Below are 24,490 nucleotides of genomic sequence, written 5' to 3' on the forward strand. Positions count from 1 at the left end.
TGCGCACGGTCCACGCTGTCACCCCTCGCAGACCACCATGGCCACCGCCACTCCAGCGTCATGACTCAGCGAGAGATGCACCCGCGTCACCCCCAGGTCGGATGCCCGTCGTGCCAGGGATCCGCGCAACTCGAACTGCGGAACGCCACCGTCGGACACCACCTCGCAATCTTGCCAGGACAGCCCGTCTCTCCCGCCCAATGCCTTATACAAGGCTTCCTTGGCGGCAAATCGGGCAGCCTGGGAGCGTAACGGCGTCCGGGCCTCGGCCTCGGCGAGGACCTTGCGAACCATCCCCGGATGACGCTCGACAGCGGCCTCCCACCTGGAGACATCGCAGACGTCCACCCCGATTCCCATGATCACCCGTCAAGACTATGCGTTGCACACTGCACACCGTTGCATCGCGGATGCTCCCTGACGCTGATCCCATAGAGCGCATATTCTCATTATTTGGTATGGCATATCGATATAAAAGACATTTTCAACAAATTTTCAGTGGTTTCGGAAACCACGTTTTTGGCTTCATGGCGCGCCCAAATAGAGATATATCACTGTCCACATTGACCGGAGCGCCAGAGTCCAATGTGATATTCCAAGCACAGAGGACACATCAACAACAGGAGATTCCCCATGTCCCGCATCATGCGTCACGGCCGGGCCACGAACCCGCGCACCGCTCTTAGCACCCGCACCAAGGCAGTCGTCGCTGCCATGCTCTGCGGACTGATGACCGTCGGCGCCACTGCCGGGTGTGGATCCCCTGACGTGGGCGGGGACTCCGGAGGCTCTGCAGAGACCGCGAGCAACGTCGGCACCCGCACCCCTGAGCAGATCAAGAAGGACGGCACCATTCACATCGGCACCTTCGCCGACAAGGCCCCCTTCGGATCCCTCACCGGCAAGAACACCTACCAGGGCTACGACATCACCTACGGCGAGCGTCTCGCCAAGGACATGGGTGTCAAGCTCGAATGGGTCCCCGTCGACGCCGCGTCCCGGGTCGAGTTCCTCAAGTCGGGCAAGGTCGACATCATCCTTGCCAACTTCACCGTCACCAAGGACCGCGCCAAGAAAGTCGACTTCGCCAACCCGTACATGCAGGTGGCCTTCGGTGCCGTCTCCCCGACGGACCACCCGGTCAAGAAGGTCTCCGACCTCGACAACGCCAAGATCCTCGTCGTCAAGGGCACCAGCCAGGACGCCTGGATCCAGGAGCACCACCCCGAGTGGAAGGTGACGAAGTTCGAGGAATACGCCGAAGTCACCAGCGCCCTGGCCGACGGCCGCGGCGATGTCTGGATCACCGACAACACTGAGGCCGTGGCGTTCACGCGCCAGAACAAGAAGTTCGTCACCGGAATCACCTCTTTCGGCGACAAGGCGACCATCGCCCCCGCCGTCCACAAGGGCAATGACCCGCTGCGCAAGTGGATCAACGACGACCTCGTCAAGCTCGGCAAGGAGCAGTTCTTCCACAAGAACTTCAAGGAGACCCTGGAGCCGGTCTACGGCGACACCATCAAGCCCGACCAGCTCGTCATCGAAGGTGGAAGGAAGTAGGGCTCACCCCTACGTCAGATCACATGGATTTCGACGTCATCGGACGGTCGCTTCCGCTCTATGCGGAGGCGGCCGCCCTCACTGCTCGCATCGGCATCATCGGCGTCCTCGCGTCACTCCTCCTCGGCGCACTCTGCGCGGCCGTGCAGTACTTCCGCATCCCGGTGGTACGCCAGATCGTCGCCGTGTACGTCGAGCTGTCGCGCAACACCCCGCTGCTGGTCCAGTTGTTCTTCCTGTTCTACGGACTGCCGAAGGTCGGCGTCACCATGTCCGGCGAGACCTGCGCCATCGTCGGGCTGACCTTCCTGGGCGGTTCCTACATGGCTGAGGCGCTGCGCTCCGGACTCGACGAGATTCCCACGATCCATCGCATGAGCGCCGCAGCCCTCGGGCTGAACCGTCGTCAGACGTTCATCCACGTCCTGGTGCCCCAAGGCGTGGCGACCGCGATGCCGGCCCTCACCGCGAACACCATCTTCCTCATCAAGGAGACCTCGATGGTGTCGGTCGTCGCCCTGCCCGACCTCGTCTACCGAGCCAAGGAACAGATCGGCAACTCCTACACGACGACCGAGGCCCTCTTCCTCCTCGTCGTGTTCTACCTGCTCATCCTCATCCCGGTCGCCCTGCTGGGCCGGTACTTGGAAAGGAGGACGCGTCGTCATGCAGCCACTGCTTGACCCCCAGACCTGGATCCTGCTACTGCAGGGACTGTGGGTGTCGGTGCGCATCGCCCTCGTCTCGATGGTGTTGTCCATCATGCTCGCGATCCCACTCGGCCTCGTCATGGATTCCCGACATCTGTGGTTGCGGATCCTGACTCGCGGCTATGTCGAGGCGTTGAGGCTGCTTCCCCAGCTCGTGCTGCTCTTCGTCGTCTACTTCGACATGGCACAAGTGGCCGGTCTCGATGTCAGTGGCGAGGCAGCTGCAATCATCGTCTTCACGCTGTGGGGCACGGCGGAGATGGGCGATCTGGTCCGTGGTGCCATCGCGGCGGTCCCCCACCACCAGATCGTCAGCGCCCAGGCCCTGGGCATGTCCGACCGTGCGGTACGACGACACATCGTCATGCCGCTGGCACTTCGCCAGCTCGTGCCGCTGACGGTCAACCTCGTCACCCGCATGATCAAGACGACAGCCTTGGTCTCCCTCATCGGCGTCGTCGAGATCCTCAAGGTGGCCCAAGCCATCATCGACCGCAACCGCTTCGAACATCCGGATACCGCGCTGTGGATCTACGGGACGGTCTTCTGCCTGTACTTCGTCGTCTGCTTCGTCATTTCCCTGTACTCCCGTCACCTCGAAAGGAAGATGGCGCTGTCATGACAGATCATCACCTGACCCTCGAAGGGGTCACCAAGACCTATGCCAATGGCGTGACGGCCCTGCGCGATGTCTCTCTCGACGTCGCCCGGTCCGAGGTCGTCGTCATCGTCGGGCCCTCTGGATGTGGTAAATCCACCTTGCTGCGTACCATCAACGGCCTCGAGACGATCGATTCGGGCACCGTCACCTTCGACGGCAAGGCCCTCGAGTACACCCCGTCAGGACTGCGCCAGATGCGCGAACGCGTCGGCATGGTCTTCCAGAATTACGAGCTGTTCCCGCATCTGAGCGTCGAGGACAACCTGCTGCTGGCCCCGCGGCTCGTCAAGCACGAACCCAACGAGGTCTCGCGGGAACGTGCCCGTCGACTTCTTGACCGCGTCGGGCTGCTCAACCGGGCTTCCGCCCTGCCCCGTCAGCTCTCGGGCGGCCAGAAGCAGCGTGCGGCCATCGTGCGAGCACTCATGATGGAGCCAGAAGTCGTCCTTCTCGATGAGGTGACGGCATCCCTCGATCCCGAGATGGTCCGCGAGGTCCTCGACGTCGTCCTCGAGCTCGCCCGGGACGGCATGACCCTCGTCCTCGTCACCCACGAGATGGATTTCGCACGGGCGATCGCCGACCGGATCGTCTTCATGGACGCCGGACAGATCGTCGAGATCTCGGAACCGGACCAGTTCTTCACGAACCCGACGAGCGAGCGTGCCAAGACCTTCCTGCAGATCTTCAACTTCGACGAGGTTGATCACCAGGAGCAGTCATCCCGCTGACCCCTGACGCAGAACGCACGTCGCCCCCGGAATCCTCGGATTCCGGGGGCGAAATCGTGCAGAAATCACTCCACCGTGACGGACTTGGCCAGATTGCGTGGCTGGTCGACGTCGTGACCCTTGGCGGTGGCCAGCTCACAGGCGAAGGCCTGCAGCGGGACCGCTGCCACCAGGGGCTGCAGCAGGGTCGAGCACGGCGGCAGACCGATGAAGGTGTCGGCGAACGGCCTGACATCCTCGTCCCCGCTCTCGGCCAGCACGATTGTCTTGGCGCCACGAGCGCGGATCTCCTGAATGTTGGAAACCACCTTGTCGTGGAGCTGATCGCGACCCTTCGGAGGCACGACGACGAAGACCGGGGTGTCCTCCTCGATGACGGCAATCGGGCCATGCTTGAGCTCGCCGGCGGCGAAGCCCTCGGCGTGCATGTAGGCGATCTCCTTGAGCTTAAGGGCACCTTCCAGAGCCACTGGGTAACCGACGTGGCGTCCGAGGAAGAAGACGGCTTCCTCCTCCTTGGCCATGACTCGCGCCAACTCGTAGACCGGCTCGATCTCGTCGAGGACCTCCTGGATCTTGCCCGGCATCTGATCCAGCTCGGACATGACGCCGCGGATCTCGTCGCCGTACTTCATGCCACGCACCTGGGCCAGGTAAAGGCCGAGGAGGTAGCAGGCGACGACCTGGGTGAGGAATCCCTTGGTCGACGCGACGCCGATCTCCGGGCCAGCGTGGGTGTAGATGACGGCGTCGGACTCGCGCGGAATCGTCGCACCATTGGTATTGCAAATCGCGATGACCTTGGCATGCTGTTCACGGGCGTGCCGAATGGCCATGAGGGTGTCGGCGGTCTCGCCGGACTGGGAGATCGTCACGATCAGGGTCGTCGGGTCGATGATCGGGTCGCGGTAGCGGAACTCGCTGGCCAGATCGACCTCGCAGGCCACTCGGGTCCAGTGCTCGATGGCGTACTTGGCGACCATCCCGGCGTAGTAGGACGATCCACAGGCCACCACGACGATCTTGGTGATGCGTCGCAGATCCTCCGGGGAGATGCGAATCTCGTCGAGGACCAATTCTCCACGGTCAGACCAGCGGCCCAGCAGGGTGTCGGCGACCGCACGCGGCTGCTCGAAGATCTCCTTGCGCATGAACCAGTCGTGGCCCTGCTTCTCGGCCGCCGACAGGTCCCAGTCGACGTGGTACGGGCGAGCCTGGCTGGGGTTTCCGTCGAAGTCGGTGACGGTGACGTCCTCGGACGTCAGCACGACGACCTGGTCCTGACCCAGCTCGAGGGCCTCACGCGTGTGCTCGATGAAAGCGGCGACGTCAGAGGCGAGGAAGTTCTCCCCCTGCCCCAGGCCAACGACCAGCGGGGAGTTGCGACGAGCGGCCACGACGGTGTCAGGGGCGTCGGCGCTGACGGCCACGAGGGTGAAAGCGCCGTCGAGACGAGAGGCCACCGCACCCATGGCCTCGGCCAACGAGGAACCCTGCTGCATCTGCAGAGCAAGCATGTGAGCGGCCGTCTCGCTGTCCGTCTCCGAGGTGAAGGTGACGCCATATCCCTCAAGCTCAGCGCGCAGGGAGGCGAAATTCTCGATGATTCCATTGTGGACGACCGCGACCCGGCCGTCGAAGGACAGGTGGGGGTGGGCATTCTCGTCGGTCGGGGCACCGTGGGTCGCCCAGCGGGTGTGGCCGATGCCCTGGTTGGACTCCGGGAGCGGATGAGCAGCGAGCTCCTCCTCAAGATTTGTCAACTTGCCCGATTTCTTGGCCCGGTGCAGGCTTCCACCCGCCACAACCGCCAGTCCGGCTGAGTCATATCCTCGGTACTCGAGACGTCGCAGCCCGTCGATGATGACACGTTCAGCCTGTCGATGGCCGCAGTACCCAACAATTCCACACATGGCAAGAAACGTACATGAATCATGAGCGTTCTAGCGAACCGAAACGCCTGCCCATTTGAACACTCGCCAACAATGCCGTTTGCACGAATGACCTGGTTTGCGGATGCACAGCCCACCGTGACCCTGCCGGTTCATAGATTTTCTCACATCCTGCACCGACGCAAGATTGAGGAAAAGCATGAGATCAAAGAAGTTCGCAGCAGTCCTGACCTCCCTGACCACCGTCGTGGCCACTGCCTTCGCGGCCATTTCGGCTGCCCCGGCACATGCCGCCGAAACCGATACCTCGGTTCCGCCCGAGATCACCATGCCCGGCAGCCCGGATGGCATTCCGTCTGCCGGCGACGGACCCCGCAAGCTGTTCACCTACCCAGCCTCCATCTACGCCCTGGCCCACCCTGGTACCAATCCCCAGGGGGCCAACGACTTCGGCTGCAAACCGCGTGAGGGGCAGAACCCCGTCGTCCTGCTGCCCGGCACGAACTCCGACGCCTACGCATCCTGGTCGATGTACTCCCCGAAGCTCACTAAGGCCGGATACTGCGTCTTCTCCCCGAACTTCAACGGGCTGAAGCTGCTGCCGAACTTCGCCTACACCGGTGACATCCGAGTCTCCGCCAAGGCCGTCTCCGGCTTCGTTGACCGCGTCCTCGCAGCCACCGGGTCCAAGAAGGTCGACCTCATCGGGTGGTCCCAGGGTGGTGGCCCGCTACCAAACTACTACATCACCAAACTCGGAGGGGACAAGAAGGTCGACAAACTCATCGCCCTCGCCCCGTCGAACCATGGCCTCGGTCCGACGGCCGTCTCCAAGTTCGTCAACGAGGCCGCTGACGAGGCCACCCACGAGCAGATCGAGGGTGCCTTCGACAAGGCCCACATCGCCAGCTACGAACAACAGCTCGGCTCCTCCAACTTCAACAAGGAGTTGTACGGCAACGGCCCGGTGACCCGCCCCGGCGTCAAGTACACAGTCATCGAAGGCCGCTACGACGACACCGTGGTGCCGTTCACCAACGCCTTCCTGTACGAGCCCGGCGTCAAGAACATCCTCGTTCAGAACATCTGCCACTCTGACCACGCCAGCCATGTCAACTTCACCTACGACACCAACGTGTACCAGATGGCCGTCAACGCCCTGGATCCTGACCAGGCGAAGCCAGTCGTCTGCGTCCCCCAGCCCTTCCTCGGCTGATCGTGTCCGTCCTCAACACTGACGGCGCGGCCCTGCGGGGCTGCGCCGTCAGCGCATTCGGCTGTGCAGAGTGCCCTCCGATGAGTACAGTCATTCGACGTCATGTACAGCCACGATGAGGTGTCCACCGTGAATCTCACCCCGCCCGCCCCCGCAGACGACGACAACACCGAACCCGGCCCGTTCATCGAGTTGTCGCGGGAGTCCTGGGCCGCCCTTGCTGATTCCACCGAGATCGACATTGATGAGGCCACCCTGGATCGCATCCGTGGTCTCGGCGACCCCACGAGCCACCGTGATGTCGTCGAGGTGTACCGGCCGCTGACTCAGCTCATCCATCTGTACTGCATGCACACCGGCGCCCTTTTCGACGCCTCCTACAACTTCCTGCAGCTCACCCGCCATGGCATGCGACGTACCCCGTTCATCATCGGAATCGCCGGGTCGGTTGCGGTAGGCAAGTCGACCGTGGCCCGTCTGCTGCAGGAATTGATGGGGCGCTCCCCCCGTCGCCCGGTCGTCGATCTGGTGACGACCGACGGGTTCCTCTACCCCAACAAGATTCTCGAAGAGCGTGGTTTGCTGTCGCGAAAGGGGTTCCCGGAGTCCTACGACCGCAAGGCGCTGCTGAAATTCGTCGTCGACGTGAAGTCCGGGATGCCCGAGGTCACTGCCCCGGTGTACTCCCATGTCACCTATGACATCGTCCCTGGCCAGCAGCTCGTCGTCCGCCAACCAGACGTCCTCATCATCGAGGGCCTCAACGTCCTGCAACCACCACGTCGCCGCAGCAGCGGGACGATGGGGCTGGCGCTGAGCGACTTCTTCGACTTCTCGGTGTACGTCGACGCCGAGGAAACCGACATCATTCGGTGGTACATCAACAGGTTCCTGACCCTACGTCAGACCGCATTCACCGATCCGGATTCCTTCTTCGGCGACTACGCGCGCATGCCCGACGACGAGGCCATCTCCGTGGCCACGGAGATCTGGAACACCATCAACGGCCCAAACCTGGTGCAGAACGTGCTGCCCACCCGCGGACGCGCCACCGCGATCCTCCACAAGGGCCCCGACCACGAGGTCCGCAACGTGTGGATTCGGAAGGTCTGAGCAATACCGCGTGGCCACGGTCGACCGGAACGACTGTTCAGCCGATGCGCCAGGCAAAGGGGTCTGCGACTCGTGACGGCGACAAGGCACAATCCAGCTCGTGTGCATGGCCAATCGCCGACACGAAGACCTTGTCCGGGGACTCAATCCCGACGAGGACATCATTTCCCACCTCATCGACGATGGGCTGCCCCAACCCCGTGACGAGGGGCCACGAGGACACCAGCCAGGACGACCCCTTCACGGTGACAACATTCCCCTCACGGGCGACGTCGAGACCGTCGGCCAAGACGGTCGCCAACCTCTCCGAGCCGCGACGGTAAGCGGCGTCCAGATCGTCAATCTCAACCAGAGCCGCGTCGTTGAGAAGCTCGACCTCGTCGTTCAGCCACGCCAGGGCGACGACGAGTCCCGGGATCGGAGACCCCGTCGCGGTGGACACCAGGGGACGCGCGTAGTCGAAACTGCGTCCGGCTCGCTCCCGGTCTCCCAGGATCCTCACGACGACGTGGCCAGCGAGGGTAGCGTCGGTCAGACGGGTCGCCCCGTCGAGGAGGGAGCGCACCATGCGGGTGACGAGCTCGTCGACGACCAGCTGCCAGTCCCGGCGATCATGACCGTCGAGCTCGTCGACCATGGGGACCAGAGGGATGTCACCAACAGAGGTAACGGCATGATCACCCTCGACCCTCGCGTCGATTCCCATGGCCGACAAAGACTCCTCGACCATGCCACGCAACCGACTCGCCGCCCCAACGTCCAGACCGGGTAGGTCGGCATCAGGGCGGCGACGGAACAACGCCATAATCAGAGCCTCACAGAGCCAGGCAGCTCTTGACGGTCTCGGCCAGCTCGGCGCAGATCTGGTCAGCCTCCTCCTGGGTGGCGGCCTCGACCATGACGCGCACGACCGGCTCGGTGCCCGACGGGCGCAGCACGACGCGCCCGGTGTCACCGAGCTTCTGGTTGGCATCGGCAACCGCCTTGTTGACGTCAGGGTCGATACCGGCACGCAGCTTGTCGACCCCGCGCACGTTGACGAGGGCCTGCGGCAGACGAGTCATCACCGAGGCGAGCTCCTTGAGGGTCTTGCCGGTGCGGGCGACGCGGGCTGCCAGATGCAGACCAGTGAGGACGCCGTCACCAGTGGTGGCGAACTCGCTCATGATGACGTGACCGGACTGCTCGCCGCCAAGCGAGAACCCGTTCGCATTCATCGACTCGAGGACGTAGCGGTCACCGACCTTGGTCTGGTCGACGTGAATGTCGTGCTCACGCATCGCCAGGATGAGGCCGAGGTTGCTCATGATCGTCGCGACAACGGTGTTGGAGGCCAAGCGATGATCCTCCTGCAGAGCCAGGGCAAGGATGGCGATGATGTGGTCGCCATCGATGATGTTGCCCTCGTGGTCGACGGCCAAGCAGCGGTCGGCATCGCCGTCGAAGGCCAGGCCCATATCGGCCCCGACCTCGACGACCTTGGCCTGCAACTTCTCCGGGTGAGTGGAACCGCAGCGCTCGTTGATGTTGAGGCCGTCAGGCTGGTCGTGGATCGCGACGACCTCCGCACTCTGGGCCTTGAAGGCGGCCGAGGCGGTGTAGTAAGAGGCACCGTTGGCGGTGTCGAGGACGATCTTCAGACCCTTGAGGGTGTCCTGCTGTCTCAAGGAACGCACCAAGTGGTCGACGTAGGTGTCAACGGCCTGCGGGGTGTAACGGATGCGTCCAACCTTGTCGCCGACGGGTCGGGCCCACGGCTCCCCCATACGCTGTTCGATGGCGTCCTCAAGGTCGTCGGGGAGCTTCACACCGCCGCGGGAGAAGAACTTGATGCCGTTGTCAGGCATCGGGTTGTGAGAGGCCGACAGCATGACGCCGAGGTCGGTGCGGTACTCGTTGACGAGGTAGGCCGCGGCCGGAGTCGGGATGACGCCCACGCGCAGGACGTCGACTCCTGCACTTGCCAGACCAGCGCACACGGCCGCCTCGAGGAACTCGCCCGAGGCGCGAGGGTCACGTGCCACCAACGCGGTGGGTTGGCGGTGCCCGAAGGCGCCAGCCTCACCCAGGACGTGGGCGGCCGCAACCGAGAGGTCGAGGGCCAGTTCGGCGGTGAGGTCCTGGTTGGCCACACCGCGCACTCCGTCAGTTCCAAAAAGTCGTGCCACGAAGTGCCACTCTACCCACCGCTCACACCAAGTGAACGAAATACCCGCTGAGCCCACCGGGATCGGGCTGATTCGATAACTGGCGTCGGGAGTGTCTTCGAGGGGTTTTCAGATCACCCGTGGAGTTACCGATGAGCACCTCGGGTGCTGCTACGAGAGATGACAGCGAGCTGGCGATTTCCCGGGCAAACCACGCGCGTTACAGAAACCCTCTCTCGTCTACAACCGAAAGTGAGCCGAGAAACGCCTCGAGGCGGCCCTCCACCATGGGAAGGCCGCCCCGAGTCCCGGGAAAGGACCAGATCAGCGCTTCGAGTACTGCGGGGCCTTGCGGGCCTTCTTGAGTCCAGCCTTCTTGCGTTCCTTGACGCGGGCGTCACGGGTCAGCATGCCGGCCTTCTTGAGGGCCGGGCGGGAGGCCTCGGCGTCAACGTTGTTGAGCGCGCGGGCGACGCCCAGACGCAGCGCACCAGCCTGGCCGGTAATGCCGCCACCGCCGATGCGGGCGATGACGTCGTAGGCACCCTCAACGCCAGCGGTGGTGAAGGGCTCGGTCACGATCTGCTGGTGGACCTTGTTCGGGAAGTAGTCCTCCAGGGTGCGGCCGTTGATCTTCCACTGGCCGGAGCCGGGGACGATGCGGACGCGGGCGATGGCCTCCTTGCGGCGGCCGGTGGCAGCACCGGGGGCGATCATGGCGGGGCGATTGGAGTCGCCAGCGGCCACGGTCGGGTTAGAGTCGGTGCGGTAGGCGATCTCACGGTCGCCCTCGGTGAACGGGGTGACCTCGGTGTTCTCGAGGTTCTCGGTTGCGGTGTCAGTCACTGTCACAATCCTTCGTGGGCGATCACTGGGCGATCTGGGTGATCTCGTAAGGCTGCGGGTTCTGCGCAGCATGCGGGTGCTCAGGGCCGCCGTAGACCTTCAGCTTCTTGAGCTGCTGACGCGACAGCTTGTTCTTGGGCATCATGCCCCACACCGCACGCTCGACAGCGCGGCGCGGGTCCTTCTCGAGCAACTCGCCGATGCTGGTGACGCGCAGACCACCCGGGCGACCGGAGTGGTCGTACCGCAGCGAGTCAGTGGCCTTCTTGCCGGTCAACGCAATCTTGGAGGCGTTGATGACGACGACGAAGTCACCGGTGTCGATGTGGGGTGCGTACTGCGGCTTGTGCTTGCCGCGCAGGAGGTTGGCAGCGGTGGTGGCCAGACGACCCAGGACGATGTCCTCGGCGTCGATGACGTACCAATTGCGCTGCACCTCGCCGGCCTTGGGGCTGTAGGTGGTCACAGGTACCTTCTCGAATTCGGTCCCATGCGTGAAATTACGCACAGGGATCTTGCAACGTGGTGGTGCTCTGCGGGCAATTCCTCCACTCGACGGCGTGACACGCCGGAGACCGGAACCGCATCACGACATCGCTGTGTCGGACAGACGGAGTGACCGCGGCGGCCAACTCCCGTTTGCTCGAAGGCAACAGCAGAAACATACACGGACTGCAGGCTTGGGTTCAAATCAGAGGTGGCACGGCTGACGCGACGACCGTGCCCAAGCTTCGCGATTCCAGGTGTATTCAGCCCCGGCCTCATGCCCCTCCCCGCTCCTGACCGCGAGGCCATGTCGTGAGGTCGCCGCCCGACTGCCTCCTGTGACAGTAGCGAGAAGCACCCATCAAGAGTTGTCCACAACAGCCTTGGAGCGCTCCCATCCAGTTGTCCACAGATTTCAAAGTGGATGACGGATTTCGGAGCCTCAGACGACAACTGAGGGTATGAACGAACTCGATTTCGAATGGCGTGCGAATGGCGGGGTGGCCCGTATCCATCGATTCAGTCACCTGCGAGGGCAAGCAGACCGAGCGGTGGCTGCCGGAAAGGCGGTGCGGATACTTCCCGGCGTTGTGTCCCCGACATCAGTTGCGAGTGACCCGAGGGTGCGGATCAAAGCGGTGCACATGTGGCACCGGGACGCCGTGCTCATCGGCAAGGCCGCCCTTGTCATGCAGGGGTTGAAACCACCTGGCCAGCACCTCCACGACCTCGATGCCGTGAAGGAGGTCGAGGCCTATTCACGTACCCGTTCAATTGAACGGGAGGGGATCCGCGTTCACCGATGGCGAGTCCCCCGTCGGTACGTGACGGAGAAATATGGCATGTGGGTCGTGGAGCCCGAGGTGTCAGTGCTCCTCCTGGCACTCGACGGGGACTGGGCGTGGGTCTGCGAAGCACTCCGGCAGGGGTTGGTGAGCCCGGAGTCGTGTCGAGCCTCGCGATCCAGTTTGTCCTGGCGATTCAGCCGACACCAGATCAGTTCTGCCCTCGCCGACATCAACCTCAAATCCTGGTCAATTCCGGAACTGGAATTCGGACGGCTGATGCGAGCTGTCGGCATCACCGGCGTGAAACCAAATCAGGCCGTGCGAGCCTGAGACCGTCGATACATCCTCGACAAGGCCTTCGAGGCCGAGAAGGTCGCGGTCGAGATTGACGGCCGAGCGATCCACGGAACGATTGACGGTTACGAGAACACGATGATGCGTTCAGCGAACCTTGATCGCTCCGGATGGAAGATCCTCCACACCACTCCGACCATGATTCGGCAACATCCACAGTTCGTACTGGATTGGCTTGCCTCCCACCTTCACCGGCGGCACCGTCCCCGGACGACGTTCCCCGAACACATCCTGCGCCAGACCATGGCTGGCATCGTTCCCGCCTGACACTCGCTTTTCTCACCGAGAGCCACTGCACCGAGACCCTGCCCCTACCGCGGCCACTCATGCTGCCCGGCTCGTGGAATTACCGATAAGACCGAATGTTGCTGCCACTCCAGGTGGCACGAGCCTCTTTGCTTATCGGTATCGCCACGGGACCTTTCAGCAATCCGACCCCGTCCTGTCCCCCCACGGCTTCATCATGTTAGATTAGGCTCGCCTAAGAGGAAGGGATGTGACAATGACTGCCCACGGCAACACCAACGACGGCATGGCCCCGGATCCGAAGACCCGCATCGCATCGACCTTGTCACAACGCAGTTCTTCACTCGCCCGACGCATACTCGGCGGCGCCGGCATGGTCACGATGGTCGCCCACGCGATGATATCGGCCGACGGAAACCTCGATGAGTGGACGTGCGATCTACAGGCTCACGGAGTCACGGCATCAGGACGATTCGTCGTCGCCCTGCGCCCCCAGTCAACCCAGGCACTCTGCCAGATTCCCGCCGGCCTATCGACCGACGTTCGCCTGGAGATTTCCAAGGATTCCCCAGAACCGGGAATCCGACTGCTGGCGGCGACCCTCCACATTCTCGGAACCGTGACCTGGCTGAGCGTCAACCAGATCGATCACCTGCTGGCAACTGACGTGTTGCCGAGCGAAGTCTCGATGATCGCCGAATTCGACGATGGCCTCATTGGCGTCATTGACCCGCGTCAAGCCATCCTGCACGACGCCCTGGGAAGTGCAGAGATCGATATCCCCACTCTCATCGCCGATATGCCGAATGAGGAAGTCTTCCCATCAATCAACGACGAGCTCTCAGCCCTCGACGTCGTCGCCTCCCTTGGCGACTTCCACCTGTCGCAGCTGTGCGACGCGGTGAGACAGGAAAAACTGCCGGGCTGCAATTGCTGGTCGCGCGCCACCCACCACGCATGTCCCCACACCGTGGGACGGGTGTTCTGCGCGGACATTGATCGCACCGGGCTGACGCTCATGTACGTCAACCCCGATCAAACGGGTGCGGTGTTCATTCCTCTGGACCGGGAGGCATCGTCCCTCTCTGAGCTCGAGGCCGCCGTGGCCCAGCTCCCCCTGAACTCGGGTCCGGTACGCCCTACGCGTGTCTGACAGCCGGAACTGGGACAGCGTGGGCCTCCTCTCCCCCGAGGGGGCCCACGCCTGAACCACGGCGGTCAGTTGCGTCAGGGGTGCGGTGCCTCACGGCGTCATATTGAACAGGCAGAATACCTACGACTGGCTTACCGGGCCCGGTGAGCCGTGCAAGCCACAGCGCCACTGATGGAGACGTCGTTGGCGGCGCTCCGGAGCCTGTCGTCACAGATGCACTCGATGCGACGACATGCACCAACGCGTCCGTCAGCCGAGGTGAGGCCGGCGCTAGCACCAAGATGAGCATGGTTTCATGGGTGGGCTTTCCGACGGTTCCCCAGCAGCCACCGCGAAGGCGGCGCAGCCGGAATCATTGGAGGCGCAATCGGTGCAGCTTCAGGAAACAATGGGGTCACGGTAGGCATATCGAAATCTTTCGTGCATGACCATCGCACGTCTAGCATGGTCAATGACAGACACTGAAAACAGCATCCACCAGAGAGGCAATTCTCATCCCATAGTTGCGTCCGGCAAGGTGAAATGAACCTTAAATTAATGAAATCACTGATTTTCGGTCGACTTGTCGGATACTCAGGTGTTCGCATTTTCTGCAACAGATGGAATTGAGAACCACTGGTTTTCGGAAACTCGTCGACGCGCACTGTCGGCACCATCGCCTAGCATGTGTGCTCATGACCGACGACCTCGACGCCGCCTCCGGGTGCGACTCCCCTACCCCGCTGCCCAATACCGCGGAGTACTCCGACGACCACTCAGCTGGCGCACATCGCTCGGGTGACCGCGTTCGGCGCGGCGTCGTCTCCTTCGTCCGTCGGTCCCCCCGCATGAACATCTCCCAGCAGCGTGCCATGGACACCCTGGCCAGCACGTACATGATTGATGTCCCGCGCGACGCCACCAGCACGTCCGTGGCCCCTGACGCCCATCTGGACCTGTCCCGGATCTTCGGACGCACCGCCCCACTCACCCTCGAGATCGGGGCCGGGTCCGGCGACGTCCTGGCCACCCTCGCGGCAGCCCATCCCGAGCGGGACTTCATCGGGTTCGAGGTATATCTGCCCTCGGCCGCCAGCGCTCTCAACAAGCTCCATGTCGCTGGCGCAACGAACGCTCGCATCATTCTCGCTGACGCCGCCGCTGGTCTGGACCACCTCGTCGATCCCGGTCAGGTCGACGAGATCTGGACCTTCTTCGCTGACCCCTGGCACAAGAAGCGTCACCACAAGCGCCGCATCGTCAACCCCGACATGGCCCGCCTGGTGGCGTCACGACTACGCCCGGGAGGGTTGTGGCGTCTTGCCACCGACTGGGACGACTACGCGACCTGGATGGTCGAGGTGCTGTCGGCCGAGCCACTGCTCGAGCCGGTCAATGCGGGCCCTAACGGTTTCAGCCCACGCTGGGACGAACGCCCGGTAACCCGCTACGAGAAGAAGGGGCTCGCGGCTGGGCGAACCGTCCACGACCTGACCTGGCGTCGTGTGGACGAGTCATGACCCGCTGGCGTCTGGACATCGCCTACGACGGGGCGAATTTCTCGGGGTGGGCGGCACAGCCGGGTCGTCGCACCGTTCAGGGAGAGCTGGAGACATGGATTCCCCGGGTGCTCCGGCTCGGCGAGCCAACCCCACTGACGGTGGCTGGGCGAACTGACGCCGGAGTCCATGCCCGCGGTCAGGTGGCCCACGTCGATCTTCCCGACGACATCGACACCTCCTCGATGCTGCGCCGGTTGGCGCGGGTCCTCGATTCCGACGTCGTCGTCAGGTCTATCCGCCCTGTTCCCGGCGAGTTCGACGCTCGCTTCTCGGCCTTGTGGCGTCGTTACGTCTACCGGCTGTGGGACGGGTCCTCCCGACCCGATCCGCTGACGCGATTCCACGTGGCATCCGTACGAGGGCACCTCGATCTTGACCGCCTCAATACGGCCGGCGATTCCCTTCTCGGGCTGCACGATTTCGCCGCCTTCTGCAAGTACCGCGAGGGCGCGACAACCATCCGCACCCTCTTGGACTGCCACGCCGAACGCCTCGAAGACCCGTGCGGAACCATCGAGGTGACCGTCCGGGCCGACGCCTTCTGCCACTCCATGGTGAGGTCCCTCATCGGAGCTCTGACGGCCGTCGCCTCCGGCCGCCGCGGCCAGCACTGGCTCGACGAGGTCGCCGCCAGCACGTCGCGGGCGTCGTCGGTGCTCGTCATGCCAGCTCGCGGACTCACCCTGGAAGAGGTCGGCTACCCAGCCGAGGAAGACCTTGCCGAGCGTGCCGCCCAAGCGCGTTCCCGTCGAAGCCACGACGAACTCTGCGACACCTGTTGGGAGGACTGATGAGCCGATCCCGCCGCGATGACCACGCGCCCAGCCATTACTTCACGACCCCCGAGGGGCCGGTGCAGACCCGCACCATCTCCGTCAACGTCTGGGACGACTCCATGATGATGACGACCGCCGGTGGAGTGTTCTCCGGCGCACGTCTCGACCCGGGAACCGCCGTCCTCATGCGCGAGGTCACTCCCCCGCCCTCCGACGGCACCTTCCTCGACCTGGGTTGCGGGTACGGACCCATCGCCTGTGCCTTGGCGCGGGCCTGCCGCGGTTCAAAGGTCGTCGCCGTGGACGTCAACGACCTCGCCATCGACCTCACCAATCGCAACGCCAAGGCCCTCGGGATCGGCGACCGTGTCCACGCCTGCCGTCCCGAGGACGTCGATTCGGACCTGCGCTTCGACGAGATCTGGTCCAACCCGCCGATCCGCGTCGGCAAGCCGATCCTGCACGAGATGCTGACGACCTGGCTGGCGCGGCTGACCGACGAGGGAGTCGCGCACCTCGTCGTCGGGAAGAACCTCGGCGCAGACTCCCTCACCCGCTGGCTGTGCGACCAGGGGTTCGACGCCGCCCGGGTTGCCTCTGCAAAAGGATTCCGGGTCATCGACGTCAACGCCTGAGCTCGTCGTAAGCTGACGTGGTGCGATAGGAAGGGAAGCCATGCCTCATGACGACTGGAACTGGCGCTGAGCTGTGTCAAGACTGGTGACGAGGACGGCCGACCCGGTCGTCGAGAATCCTTCTGCCACGACGCACGGCAGCACCCGGACAGTCCACCCATGGTCGTGGTGGGGCTGGGCGGCCGGCTGCGGAATCGCCATCAGCCTCACCAACAATCCCCTTCTCGTCGTACTCGTCACGGCGGCCGTGGCACTCGTCGTCACCCTGCGTCGCACCGACGAGCCCTGGGCTCGTTCTGCCGGTGTCTACGCCGGTATGGCCCTGACGGTCGTCGTCATCCGGGTGTTCTTCCAGGTTCTGATAGGAGGAGACGGGACAGGGACCGTCCTCTTCCGACTACCCGAGGTGTCCCTGCCTGACTGGGCAGCCGGGATCCGGATCGGTGGACCAGTCACCGCTGAGGGCCTGGCTGCCACCGGTTACGACGCCCTTCGCCTGGCCGGCATGCTGATCTGCTTCGGCGCCGCAAACTCCCTGGCCAACCCACGGCGAGTCCTCAAGTCGGTCCCGGCCGCCCTGCACGACGTCTCGGTGGCCATCGTCATCGCCCTGGCGGTCTTTCCCCAACTCATCGCGTCAGTGCAACGAGTCAGACGGGCCCGAAGGCTGCGTGGCGACACCAGAAAGGGAATGAGAGCCCTCGTCGCAGTGCTCGTCCCCGTGCTCGAGGACTCGGTGGAGACCTCGATGTCCCTAGCCCGTGGAATGGAGTCGCGTGGGTACGGTCGAACCCGCAACGACCGACGGGTCCGCCCCGGGACACGAATTCTGCTCGTCCTCTCGGTGATGGGGCTGACCCTGGGCTGCTACGGGATCCTGGCCAACCCGACCGGATCGTTCAGCGCTGACCCGTCGACCTGCGCCCCTGGCAGCCTGTGCTCGTGGTTCCTGGCCGACCGGATGGGCCAACACATCGGCATCCTACTCATCGTCGTCGGCGTCATCGGGTCGATCATCGGTCTGCGGACCTCGGGACGTCGTCTCGGGGTGAGCCGGTACCGTCCCGATCCCTGGACCTGGCAGGCCACCGCGTCATGCCTGTGCGGCGCCGTCGCGATGATTGCCATGATCTGGCTGTCCCAGGCCAATCCGAAGGCCATCACCGTCCCCACCTCGCCGGTGGTCTGGCCATCGTTGGAACCGGCCATGCTCATCGTCGTCGTGGCGGCCGCCCTGCCCGGGGTGCTCACCCCGGCGCCTCAACGATCCGCGTCAGCCGACCCGGAGCAGGCGGCCTCGTGGAAACCCCGGAAAGATCAAGTGAGTGAGTCATGACCGATGTCATCACCCTGTCGAACGTGTCGATAACCCACCCCGGTGCCACGGCTCCGACCCTCAGGAACATCAACCTGACCGTACAGGAGGGTGACCTGGCGCTGGTCGTCGGGCGTACCGGCACCGGCAAGTCAACCTTGTTGGGGGCGCTGAACGGAATCGTCCCCCATTTCACCGGTGGGCGTCTCGACGGCACCGTGACGGTGGCCGGACGTGACACCCGCACACATCGTCCCCGCGATCTGGCTGACGTCGTCGGAGTCGTTGGGCAGAACCCGGTCAACGGATTCGTCACCGACACCGTCGAGGACGAGATCGCTTACGGCATGGAACAGCTGGGCATCTCCCCGTCGGTGATGCGCAAGAGAGTCGAGGAAACCCTGGACCTCATGGGGATCGCCGACCTGCGACGTCGGGCCCTGCTGAGCCTGTCAGGCGGCCAACAACAGCGGGTGGCCATCGCCGCTGTACTTGCAGCCCAGCCTCGCATCCTCGTCCTCGACGAACCCACCAGCGCGCTGGATCCCACCGCAGCCCAGGACGTTCTTGCCTCCATCACCACGCTCGTCCATGACGTCGGACTGACGGTGGTGCTGGCCGAACACCGACTGGAACGCGTCATGCACGCCGCCGACACCGTCTGGTGGCTTCCCGGTGACGGGTCCATCGTGCAGGGTCGCCCGGAGGAAGTCCTGGCTCACGCTGACGTCATCCCACCCTTGGCCGCACTGGGCCGGGCCATGGGATGGCCGACCGTTCCATTGTCAGTGCGCGAGGCCCGCCGTCGTGTCGGTACGCGCCCCGACTTCCCGAAAGCACCACAACCCTCCGAAACCATGACCTGGCAGGACCACGGTGACGAGGTGCTGCGGCTGGAGAAAGTCGGTGTCGATTACGGCACGGTCCACGCCGTCGACGCCATGACGACGACCCTGGGGCTCGGAACCGTCACCTGCCTCATGGGGCGAAATGGGTCGGGCAAGTCATCGCTGATGTGGGCCGTCCAGGGGGCGACGAGGTCCTCGGGAAAGGTCCTTGTCAACCATGACGGATCCTGGACCGACCCGCGCAAGGCGAACGCCGAAACCGCGCGGAAGATGGTGAGCCTGGTTCCCCAATCCGCCGCCGACCTGCTCTACCTGCCGACGGTGGCCGAGGAGTGCGCCCAGGCTGACAAGGAGTCCGACGTTCCCGAGGGAACCACGCGGGCCATCATCTCCCAGCTAGGCGTGGAACTACCGGAAGATCGCAACCCTCGTGACATGTCGGAGGGGCAGCGGCTGGCCCTCGTGCTCGCAATCCAGTTGTCCAGTCGCCCTGACGTTCTCCTCCTGGACGAGCCCACCCGCGGCCTCGACTACGCCATGAAGAACGAGCTGGCGAGAATCGTCAAGGACATCGCCGCCGGCGCCACTGGAGCTCCTGCGGCCGTCCTGCTAGCCACCCATGACGTGGAATTCGCAGCAGCAACGACCGACCGCACCATTGTCATGGCAACCGGCCACGTTGTGGCCGACGGATCCACGCGCTCGGTGTGCACCTCCTCACCGGCCTTCAGCCCACAGATCGCCAAGGTCTTCCACCCGGCCGACGTCATGACGATCGCCGATGTCAAGAGGCTCGTGGGAAACCCGGGAGGTGCGGGCCGATGAGCAACCGACAGAAGCAGAACGTCGCCGTCCGCACGTCGACGACATCGCGGGTGCTTCTCGTCGTCACCGCGCTCATGGGTCTGCTGGCCTTCTGCTGGCCGCTGTTCCTCGACCCCGGCAGCTCGACCGACTACGAGACGCGCACCCCCTTCCTCTTCGCAGCCATCCTGCCGGTGGTGCTCGCCGTAGTGGTGTCCCAGCTCAGTTCGGACGGTATCGACGTCAAGGCCATCGCCATGATCGGCGTCCTCACCGCCTGTGGGGCCGCGCTACGAACCCTCAGCCCGTCGATGGCCGGCATCTCCTTCGTCTTCATCCTCATGATTCTCGGCGCGAGGGTGTTCGGCGCAGGGTTTGGATTCGTCCTCGGTACGACGACGATGTTCGCGTCCGCCCTCCTCACGGCAGGCTTTGGACCGTGGCTGCCCTACCAGATGATCGCCTCGGGCTTCGTCGGGCTGGGAGCGGGCCTCCTCCCCCGTGCCAGAGGGAAAACCGAAATAGCGTGGCTGTGCGGCTGGGGATTCATCTCAGCCTTCATCTACGGCTGGCTGATGGATTTCGCCTTCTGGCCGTTCAACCTGGGTACCAGCACCCAGCTCTCCTTCGACCCACACGCGTCTCCGCTGACCAATCTGTGGCACTTCGTGCTGTTCAACGTTGCAACGTCCATGGGCTGGAACCTGGGACGCGCGCTCACCAACGTCATCTGCCTGGCGCTGCTGGGCGGTCCGATACTACAGGTGTTGCGTCGAGCCTCCCGACGCGCTCAATTCGGCGCGTCAACGGCAGAATTGGCGCCGCAGCTCACGACACCGGAGTGACCTTCTTCAGCACCTCGTCCCAGCTGCGATCAAGTTTCCGTCCGCCCACGATGATCCCAACATGCAGTATCAGGAGGGACCACGCCAGCCCGACGACGAAGGTCAGGAGGATGCTCCACCACGAGTTGTCGGTCATCCCCACCAGCATCACGAGCAGGCCGATCGGGATGGCGGTGATGACACCTGCCACCATGCCGATGAGGGCCCCCAGGCAGCCAGCACCCGTCGACGATCCGGAACCGGAGTTGAACCCGCTCCCCTTACGATTGTCAGCCACCCGCATCGGATTGACGACACCCATCCACGAGCCGATCCCCGTCGAGAGCAGGAGGGCACTCCAGGCTTCGGCGACCACCACCGGCAACAGTTCCCACTGACCACAACGCCACACCATGACGAGGGCCAGCAGCAAACCAACCGGCATCGTGACGATGAGGTAAGCAATCGCGCGACCGCGTCGATCCTCCGCACCGGCGACCGACGCCTCAATGTGATGCCACAAGGCCGTCCCGTCGTAGCTGATGAGCGAACCCGCGTAGAGCGGCACCGCGCACAGCATGACCATGAAGGGGAGGGCGGTGAAAACGAGAGCTGACGTCGTGCCGCTCACCTTGTCCCCGCCATTGATGAACATCGGGACCAGAGCAAAAACCGGGATAAGGAAGGTGTTGAGCAGCAGAGACACCATTCGAGGATCGCGCTTCATGTAGCGCAGGGTGCGTCCGGCAATAGCTCCGGTCGGGGTGACCGGAAACATGCGATCTATCCGGCTTTCAGCCTTGATCTTCTCGGCACCGCCGCCATCTCCAGCTGGCGAGACGAGGCGACGGTCAACGATGGCCTGCCAGGCCCAGACCATGAGTGCAAGACCAGCGATGCTGAGGACGAGCTTGACGATGAGTGCCAGCCACGTGCTGCTGGCAGCTTCCCAGGGCATCGACCAGGCCCATCCTAGCGGGGTCCAACCAACAATCCGTCCGACGTTGACCGGAATCGCGTTGGTCGTCGCATCAGCCCTTGTCACGAACTGCATCCCGACGCCCAGTCCGCAGCACAGGAGTACGAGAAGGACCATCATGGTCTCGCGGAATCGACGCTTGGCCAGCACCGCCGACATCGCGGCCAGCAGGAGATTCGATGTGATCATGGTACCGGACCATCCCAGTAGGACACCGAGAACGGCCACAACGACCGAAATCGCGCCCGCACTGGACCATGCAACAACATGTGAGGCTGCCGCGACCAGGGTGACAATTCCCCCCAAGCCCAACAGACCGGCTGTCACGAATGCAGGCATCAGCTCCCGAGAACGCCTGGGGAACATGGCGTACCGCGAGGGGTCGGTGTAGATCGGTTGGGCACCGAAAAGTACCGGCAGCACGATCCAGAAGACCATGAGGGAGGCCCCTGCAGCCACGGTGCTGGCCCCGCGAGGATCGACGCCAAGTTGACCGGTCGAGAACACGTAGGAGAAGTAATTCCCACCGAGGAACAGGGCCATCAGAATAAGGAAGATCAGTCCGACCGTCTCACCGGCCTTGGCGCCTTTACGGCACGGGGCCAGAGTGGTTCGCCACTGGTATTTCAGGACTTGCGCAACCACGTGAGCCCCTCCCCAGTGTTGGCATTTCCGCCGACGAGCTCGACGAACCTGTCCTGCAGGGACTTGCCCTGACGGACCTCGTCGATGGTCCCGATGGCGTGAAGTTGTCCCTTCGCGATGACGGCCACCGAGTCGCAGAGGGACTCGACAAGCTCCATGACGTGGCTGGAGATCACGACCGTCCCGCCGCCGTCGACGAAGTGACGCAGGATTGCGCGGATCGTCTGACCGGAAACCGGGTCGACGGACTCGAAGGGTTCGTCGAGGACGAGCAGGGCCGGGTCGGCGATGAGGGCGCAGGCCAGACCGATCTTCTTCGTCATGCCGGCGGAGTAGTCGCACACCAGGATGTTGGCAGATTCCGTCAGGCCGAGGGCGTCGAGAAGACCGTCGGTGCGCTCATTGACGGTGCCCTCGTCGAGGCGATGCAGCATCCCACAAAAATGGAGCAGCTCTCGGCCAGAAAGTCGGTCGAAGGTCTTCATCCCGTCGGGAAGGACGCCCATCTGGGCCTTGGCCGCGGCCGGATCTGCCCAGACATCATGGCCAAGCACCTCGATTCGGCCGCTGTCAGGACGCAGCAACCCAGTGGCCATAGAGAGCGTCGTCGTCTTGCCGGCCCCGTTGGGGCCGACAAAGCCGAACATGGAGCCACGCGGAACCCACATCGTCAGGTTGTCGACGGCAATCTTGGTGCCGAACCTCTTGGTGAGGCCGTCGATTCTCACGGCTGGGTCACTCGTCGGCAAAGCCGCCAGAGGCGTGGACACGTCGGTCTGAGGGATGGGCCAGGATCCTGTGGGGTCAGTCACATCATTCATCAAATCACATTGTCAGACCACACCTAAAGAACCGATCAGCGCTGCAGCCACGGCCAGATCGTCTGTTCCGCCCGCGTATGACCACCTGTTCCGAAGGTCCCGGTACTGGTCACATTCATGGGGATGCACCAGGTTAGGAAAAGCTCAGCGCCGACCAGGACGACGGGGAGGGTGGAGCAGCCACCGCTGGTATTGGCGATGGACCTCGCAATCATCGCATCGCAACGACGAAGGCCAGCATCAGCAATAGGGGAAGGGTGTCGGCGCGCACCTGGCTGCTCCTGTCTGGTGTGACCGGCCGCGTCAGCGGTCAGGCCTCACGTCAGAGGTAGTACGTGAAGGTCATGGTTACAGCGTCAGGACGGGGCCTCGTCGCTGTCGGTGAAGGCTGAAGAGCTCTAGCCAGGACCAATTCCGGCACATTACGTGAAAAATCTCGCAGTTGTGGGAATGATGGAGACAGTTCCGGTGTTGTACCAAGCAAGCGGCCCCGCCAAGGGCCACGTCATGACGGAAGCCATGGCGCATCTCGTTCCACAGGAGGAAGAATGGCTGTTTACACCCTTCCCGATCTCGACTACGACTACGGCGCACTAGAGCCCCACATCTCGGGCAAGATCATGGAGCTCCACCACGACAAGCACCACAACACCTACGTGCAGGGTGCCAACACCGCCCTGGAGAAGCTGGCCGAGGCCCGCGAGAAGGGCGACTTCGGAGCCGTCAACAAGCTCGAGAAGGACCTGGCCTTCAACCTCGGTGGACACATCAACCACTCCGTCTTCTGGAAGAACATGTCCCCCGACGGCGGCGGCCGTCCCGAGGATAACGAGCTCGCCGCTGCCATTGACGAGTTCTTCGGATCCTTCGACGGCTTCAAGAAGCAGTTCGAGGAGGCCGCCAAGGGCGTTCAGGGCTCCGGCTGGGGCATGCTCGTCTGGGATGTCCTGGGCCAGCGCCTCAACACCATGCAGCTGTTCGACCAGCAGGGCAACCTGCCGTCCGGACAGATCCCGATCGTGCAGCTCGACATGTGGGAGCACGCCTACTACCTGCAGTACCAGAACGTTAAGGCCGACTACATCAGCGCTTGGTGGAACGTCGTGAACTGGGCCGACGCCCAAGCTCGCTTCGATCGTGCCCGTTCCCAGACCCCTGGCCTCATCTGAGAGACCGTCTGAACTCACGAGGGGCTCGTCTTCTTGACGAGCCCCTCGTCCTGTGTCTGGGGCCGCACTCCCCCGAGGAGCCGTTGCCCTGATCGGCTGGCCCCCACCTCGACCCACCAACTGGTGGTAATCCCGAAAACCTATTCACCAGCTGCCACATGCGATGACAGCCCCACCCCATCCTTTCGATATATGCACGAGACTCACGAATCTCAGCGAGGCGACCC

At 63.7% G+C, this 24,490-nt stretch carries 22 protein-coding genes and 2 pseudogenes; 15 read left to right on the forward strand and 9 right to left on the reverse strand.

Annotated elements, in window-relative coordinates; all coding sequences use genetic code 11:
• Positions 1-18 precede the first annotated feature (18 nt).
• On the reverse strand, positions 19-366 hold the full coding sequence (locus ACP8ML_RS09520) for a holo-ACP synthase (protein ID WP_065673585.1): 348 nt from the start codon (positions 364-366) through the stop codon (positions 19-21).
• Between the two features lie 267 nt (positions 367-633).
• Between ACP8ML_RS09520 and ACP8ML_RS09525 the strand changes: the two genes are divergently transcribed.
• Genes ACP8ML_RS09525 through ACP8ML_RS09540 form a run of 4 tightly spaced genes read left to right on the forward strand, consistent with a single transcriptional unit; the run spans position 634 to position 3,665 of the window.
• Complete coding sequence (locus tag ACP8ML_RS09525; RefSeq protein ID WP_117189381.1) at positions 634-1,563, forward strand: transporter substrate-binding domain-containing protein; 930 nt, start codon at positions 634-636, stop codon at positions 1,561-1,563.
• 23 nt (positions 1,564-1,586) lie between these two features.
• Positions 1,587-2,246 carry an amino acid ABC transporter permease gene (locus ACP8ML_RS09530; RefSeq protein ID WP_117189382.1) on the forward strand — a complete coding sequence of 220 codons (660 nt, stop codon included), beginning with the start codon at positions 1,587-1,589 and terminating at the stop codon, positions 2,244-2,246.
• Complete coding sequence (locus tag ACP8ML_RS09535) at positions 2,230-2,895, forward strand: amino acid ABC transporter permease (RefSeq protein ID WP_117189383.1); 666 nt, start codon at positions 2,230-2,232, stop codon at positions 2,893-2,895. The genes ACP8ML_RS09530 and ACP8ML_RS09535 overlap by 17 nt, the downstream gene beginning before the upstream one ends.
• A complete protein-coding gene (locus tag ACP8ML_RS09540; RefSeq protein WP_016666051.1) occupies positions 2,892-3,665 on the forward strand; it encodes an amino acid ABC transporter ATP-binding protein in 774 nt (257 codons plus the stop codon). Before ACP8ML_RS09535 ends, ACP8ML_RS09540 begins: the two co-directional genes overlap by 4 nt.
• Before the next feature lie 65 nt (positions 3,666-3,730).
• Here ACP8ML_RS09540 and glmS read toward each other — a convergent pair whose 3' ends face one another.
• Complete coding sequence (gene glmS / locus ACP8ML_RS09545; protein ID WP_117189384.1) at positions 3,731-5,578, reverse strand: glutamine--fructose-6-phosphate transaminase (isomerizing); 1,848 nt, start codon at positions 5,576-5,578, stop codon at positions 3,731-3,733.
• 178 nt (positions 5,579-5,756) lie between these two features.
• Here glmS and ACP8ML_RS09550 point away from each other — a divergent pair, with 178 nt between their 5' ends.
• Together ACP8ML_RS09550 and coaA are read left to right on the forward strand one after the other, a co-directional pair.
• Positions 5,757-6,773, forward strand: a complete 1,017-nt coding sequence (locus ACP8ML_RS09550) for an esterase/lipase family protein (protein ID WP_065673582.1) — start codon at positions 5,757-5,759, stop codon at positions 6,771-6,773.
• Between the two features lie 129 nt (positions 6,774-6,902).
• A complete protein-coding gene (gene coaA / locus ACP8ML_RS09555) occupies positions 6,903-7,886 on the forward strand; it encodes a type I pantothenate kinase (protein WP_036976191.1) in 984 nt (327 codons plus the stop codon).
• Positions 7,887-7,923: 37 nt separating this feature from the next.
• On the opposite strand, the gene ACP8ML_RS09560 is transcribed toward coaA, so the two are convergent.
• From ACP8ML_RS09560 to rplM, 4 genes are all read right to left on the reverse strand, one after another.
• A complete protein-coding gene (locus ACP8ML_RS09560; protein ID WP_249361280.1) occupies positions 7,924-8,592 on the reverse strand; it encodes a hypothetical protein in 669 nt (222 codons plus the stop codon).
• 109 nt (positions 8,593-8,701) lie between these two features.
• Complete coding sequence (gene glmM, locus ACP8ML_RS09565; RefSeq protein WP_065673580.1) at positions 8,702-10,054, reverse strand: phosphoglucosamine mutase; 1,353 nt, start codon at positions 10,052-10,054, stop codon at positions 8,702-8,704.
• A 303-nt stretch (positions 10,055-10,357) separates the two neighbouring features.
• Positions 10,358-10,879, reverse strand: coding sequence for a 30S ribosomal protein S9 (rpsI, locus tag ACP8ML_RS09570; RefSeq protein WP_065673579.1), 522 nt, complete (start codon positions 10,877-10,879; stop codon positions 10,358-10,360).
• Positions 10,880-10,901: 22 nt separating this feature from the next.
• Positions 10,902-11,345, reverse strand: coding sequence for a 50S ribosomal protein L13 (gene rplM / locus ACP8ML_RS09575; protein WP_065673603.1), 444 nt, complete (start codon positions 11,343-11,345; stop codon positions 10,902-10,904).
• Positions 11,346-11,826: 481 nt separating this feature from the next.
• Here rplM and ACP8ML_RS09580 point away from each other — a divergent pair.
• Both ACP8ML_RS09580 and ACP8ML_RS09585 read left to right on the forward strand, forming a co-directional pair.
• Positions 11,827-12,774: pseudogene (locus ACP8ML_RS09580) on the forward strand (hypothetical protein).
• 235 nt (positions 12,775-13,009) lie between these two features.
• Positions 13,010-13,906 (forward strand): hypothetical protein, encoded by an 897-nt coding sequence (locus ACP8ML_RS09585; protein ID WP_117189386.1) that lies wholly within the window; start codon positions 13,010-13,012, stop codon positions 13,904-13,906.
• Between the two features lie 131 nt (positions 13,907-14,037).
• Here ACP8ML_RS09585 and ACP8ML_RS09590 read toward each other — a convergent pair.
• Positions 14,038-14,352 (reverse strand): annotated as a pseudogene (locus ACP8ML_RS09590) (DUF1540 domain-containing protein).
• 228 nt (positions 14,353-14,580) lie between these two features.
• Here ACP8ML_RS09590 and trmB point away from each other — a divergent pair.
• From trmB to ACP8ML_RS09620, 6 genes are all read left to right on the forward strand, one after another.
• Positions 14,581-15,405, forward strand: coding sequence for a tRNA (guanosine(46)-N7)-methyltransferase TrmB (gene trmB, locus ACP8ML_RS09595; protein WP_065673577.1), 825 nt, complete (start codon positions 14,581-14,583; stop codon positions 15,403-15,405).
• On the forward strand, positions 15,402-16,238 hold the full coding sequence (gene truA, locus ACP8ML_RS09600) for a tRNA pseudouridine(38-40) synthase TruA (protein WP_117189387.1): 837 nt from the start codon (positions 15,402-15,404) through the stop codon (positions 16,236-16,238). Before trmB ends, truA begins: the two co-directional genes overlap by 4 nt.
• Positions 16,238-16,858 carry a class I SAM-dependent methyltransferase gene (locus tag ACP8ML_RS09605; RefSeq protein WP_065673575.1) on the forward strand — a complete coding sequence of 207 codons (621 nt, stop codon included), beginning with the start codon at positions 16,238-16,240 and terminating at the stop codon, positions 16,856-16,858. The genes truA and ACP8ML_RS09605 overlap by 1 nt, the downstream gene beginning before the upstream one ends.
• 73 nt (positions 16,859-16,931) lie before the next feature.
• Positions 16,932-18,194, forward strand: coding sequence for a CbiQ family ECF transporter T component (locus tag ACP8ML_RS09610; protein WP_171048621.1), 1,263 nt, complete (start codon positions 16,932-16,934; stop codon positions 18,192-18,194).
• A complete protein-coding gene (locus ACP8ML_RS09615; protein WP_117189388.1) occupies positions 18,191-19,846 on the forward strand; it encodes an ABC transporter ATP-binding protein in 1,656 nt (551 codons plus the stop codon). The genes ACP8ML_RS09610 and ACP8ML_RS09615 overlap by 4 nt, the downstream gene beginning before the upstream one ends.
• Entirely contained in the window at positions 19,843-20,670 is an 828-nt protein-coding gene (locus ACP8ML_RS09620; RefSeq protein WP_065673573.1) for an ECF transporter S component, read from the forward strand. The genes ACP8ML_RS09615 and ACP8ML_RS09620 overlap by 4 nt, the downstream gene beginning before the upstream one ends.
• Here ACP8ML_RS09620 and ACP8ML_RS09625 read toward each other — a convergent pair.
• Entirely contained in the window at positions 20,654-22,273 is a 1,620-nt protein-coding gene (locus ACP8ML_RS09625) for an ABC transporter permease (protein ID WP_117189389.1), read from the reverse strand. The genes ACP8ML_RS09620 and ACP8ML_RS09625 overlap by 17 nt on opposite strands.
• Positions 22,255-22,941: an ABC transporter ATP-binding protein gene (locus ACP8ML_RS09630; protein WP_171048628.1), complete on the reverse strand. Its 687-nt coding sequence runs from the start codon at positions 22,939-22,941 to the stop codon at positions 22,255-22,257. The genes ACP8ML_RS09625 and ACP8ML_RS09630 overlap by 19 nt, the downstream gene beginning before the upstream one ends.
• A 701-nt stretch (positions 22,942-23,642) precedes the next feature.
• Here ACP8ML_RS09630 and ACP8ML_RS09635 point away from each other — a divergent pair.
• A complete protein-coding gene (locus tag ACP8ML_RS09635; protein WP_065673768.1) occupies positions 23,643-24,263 on the forward strand; it encodes a superoxide dismutase in 621 nt (206 codons plus the stop codon).
• Positions 24,264-24,490 lie beyond the last annotated feature (227 nt).

This window comes from Cutibacterium sp. LaCa_255 (assembly GCF_057458005.1).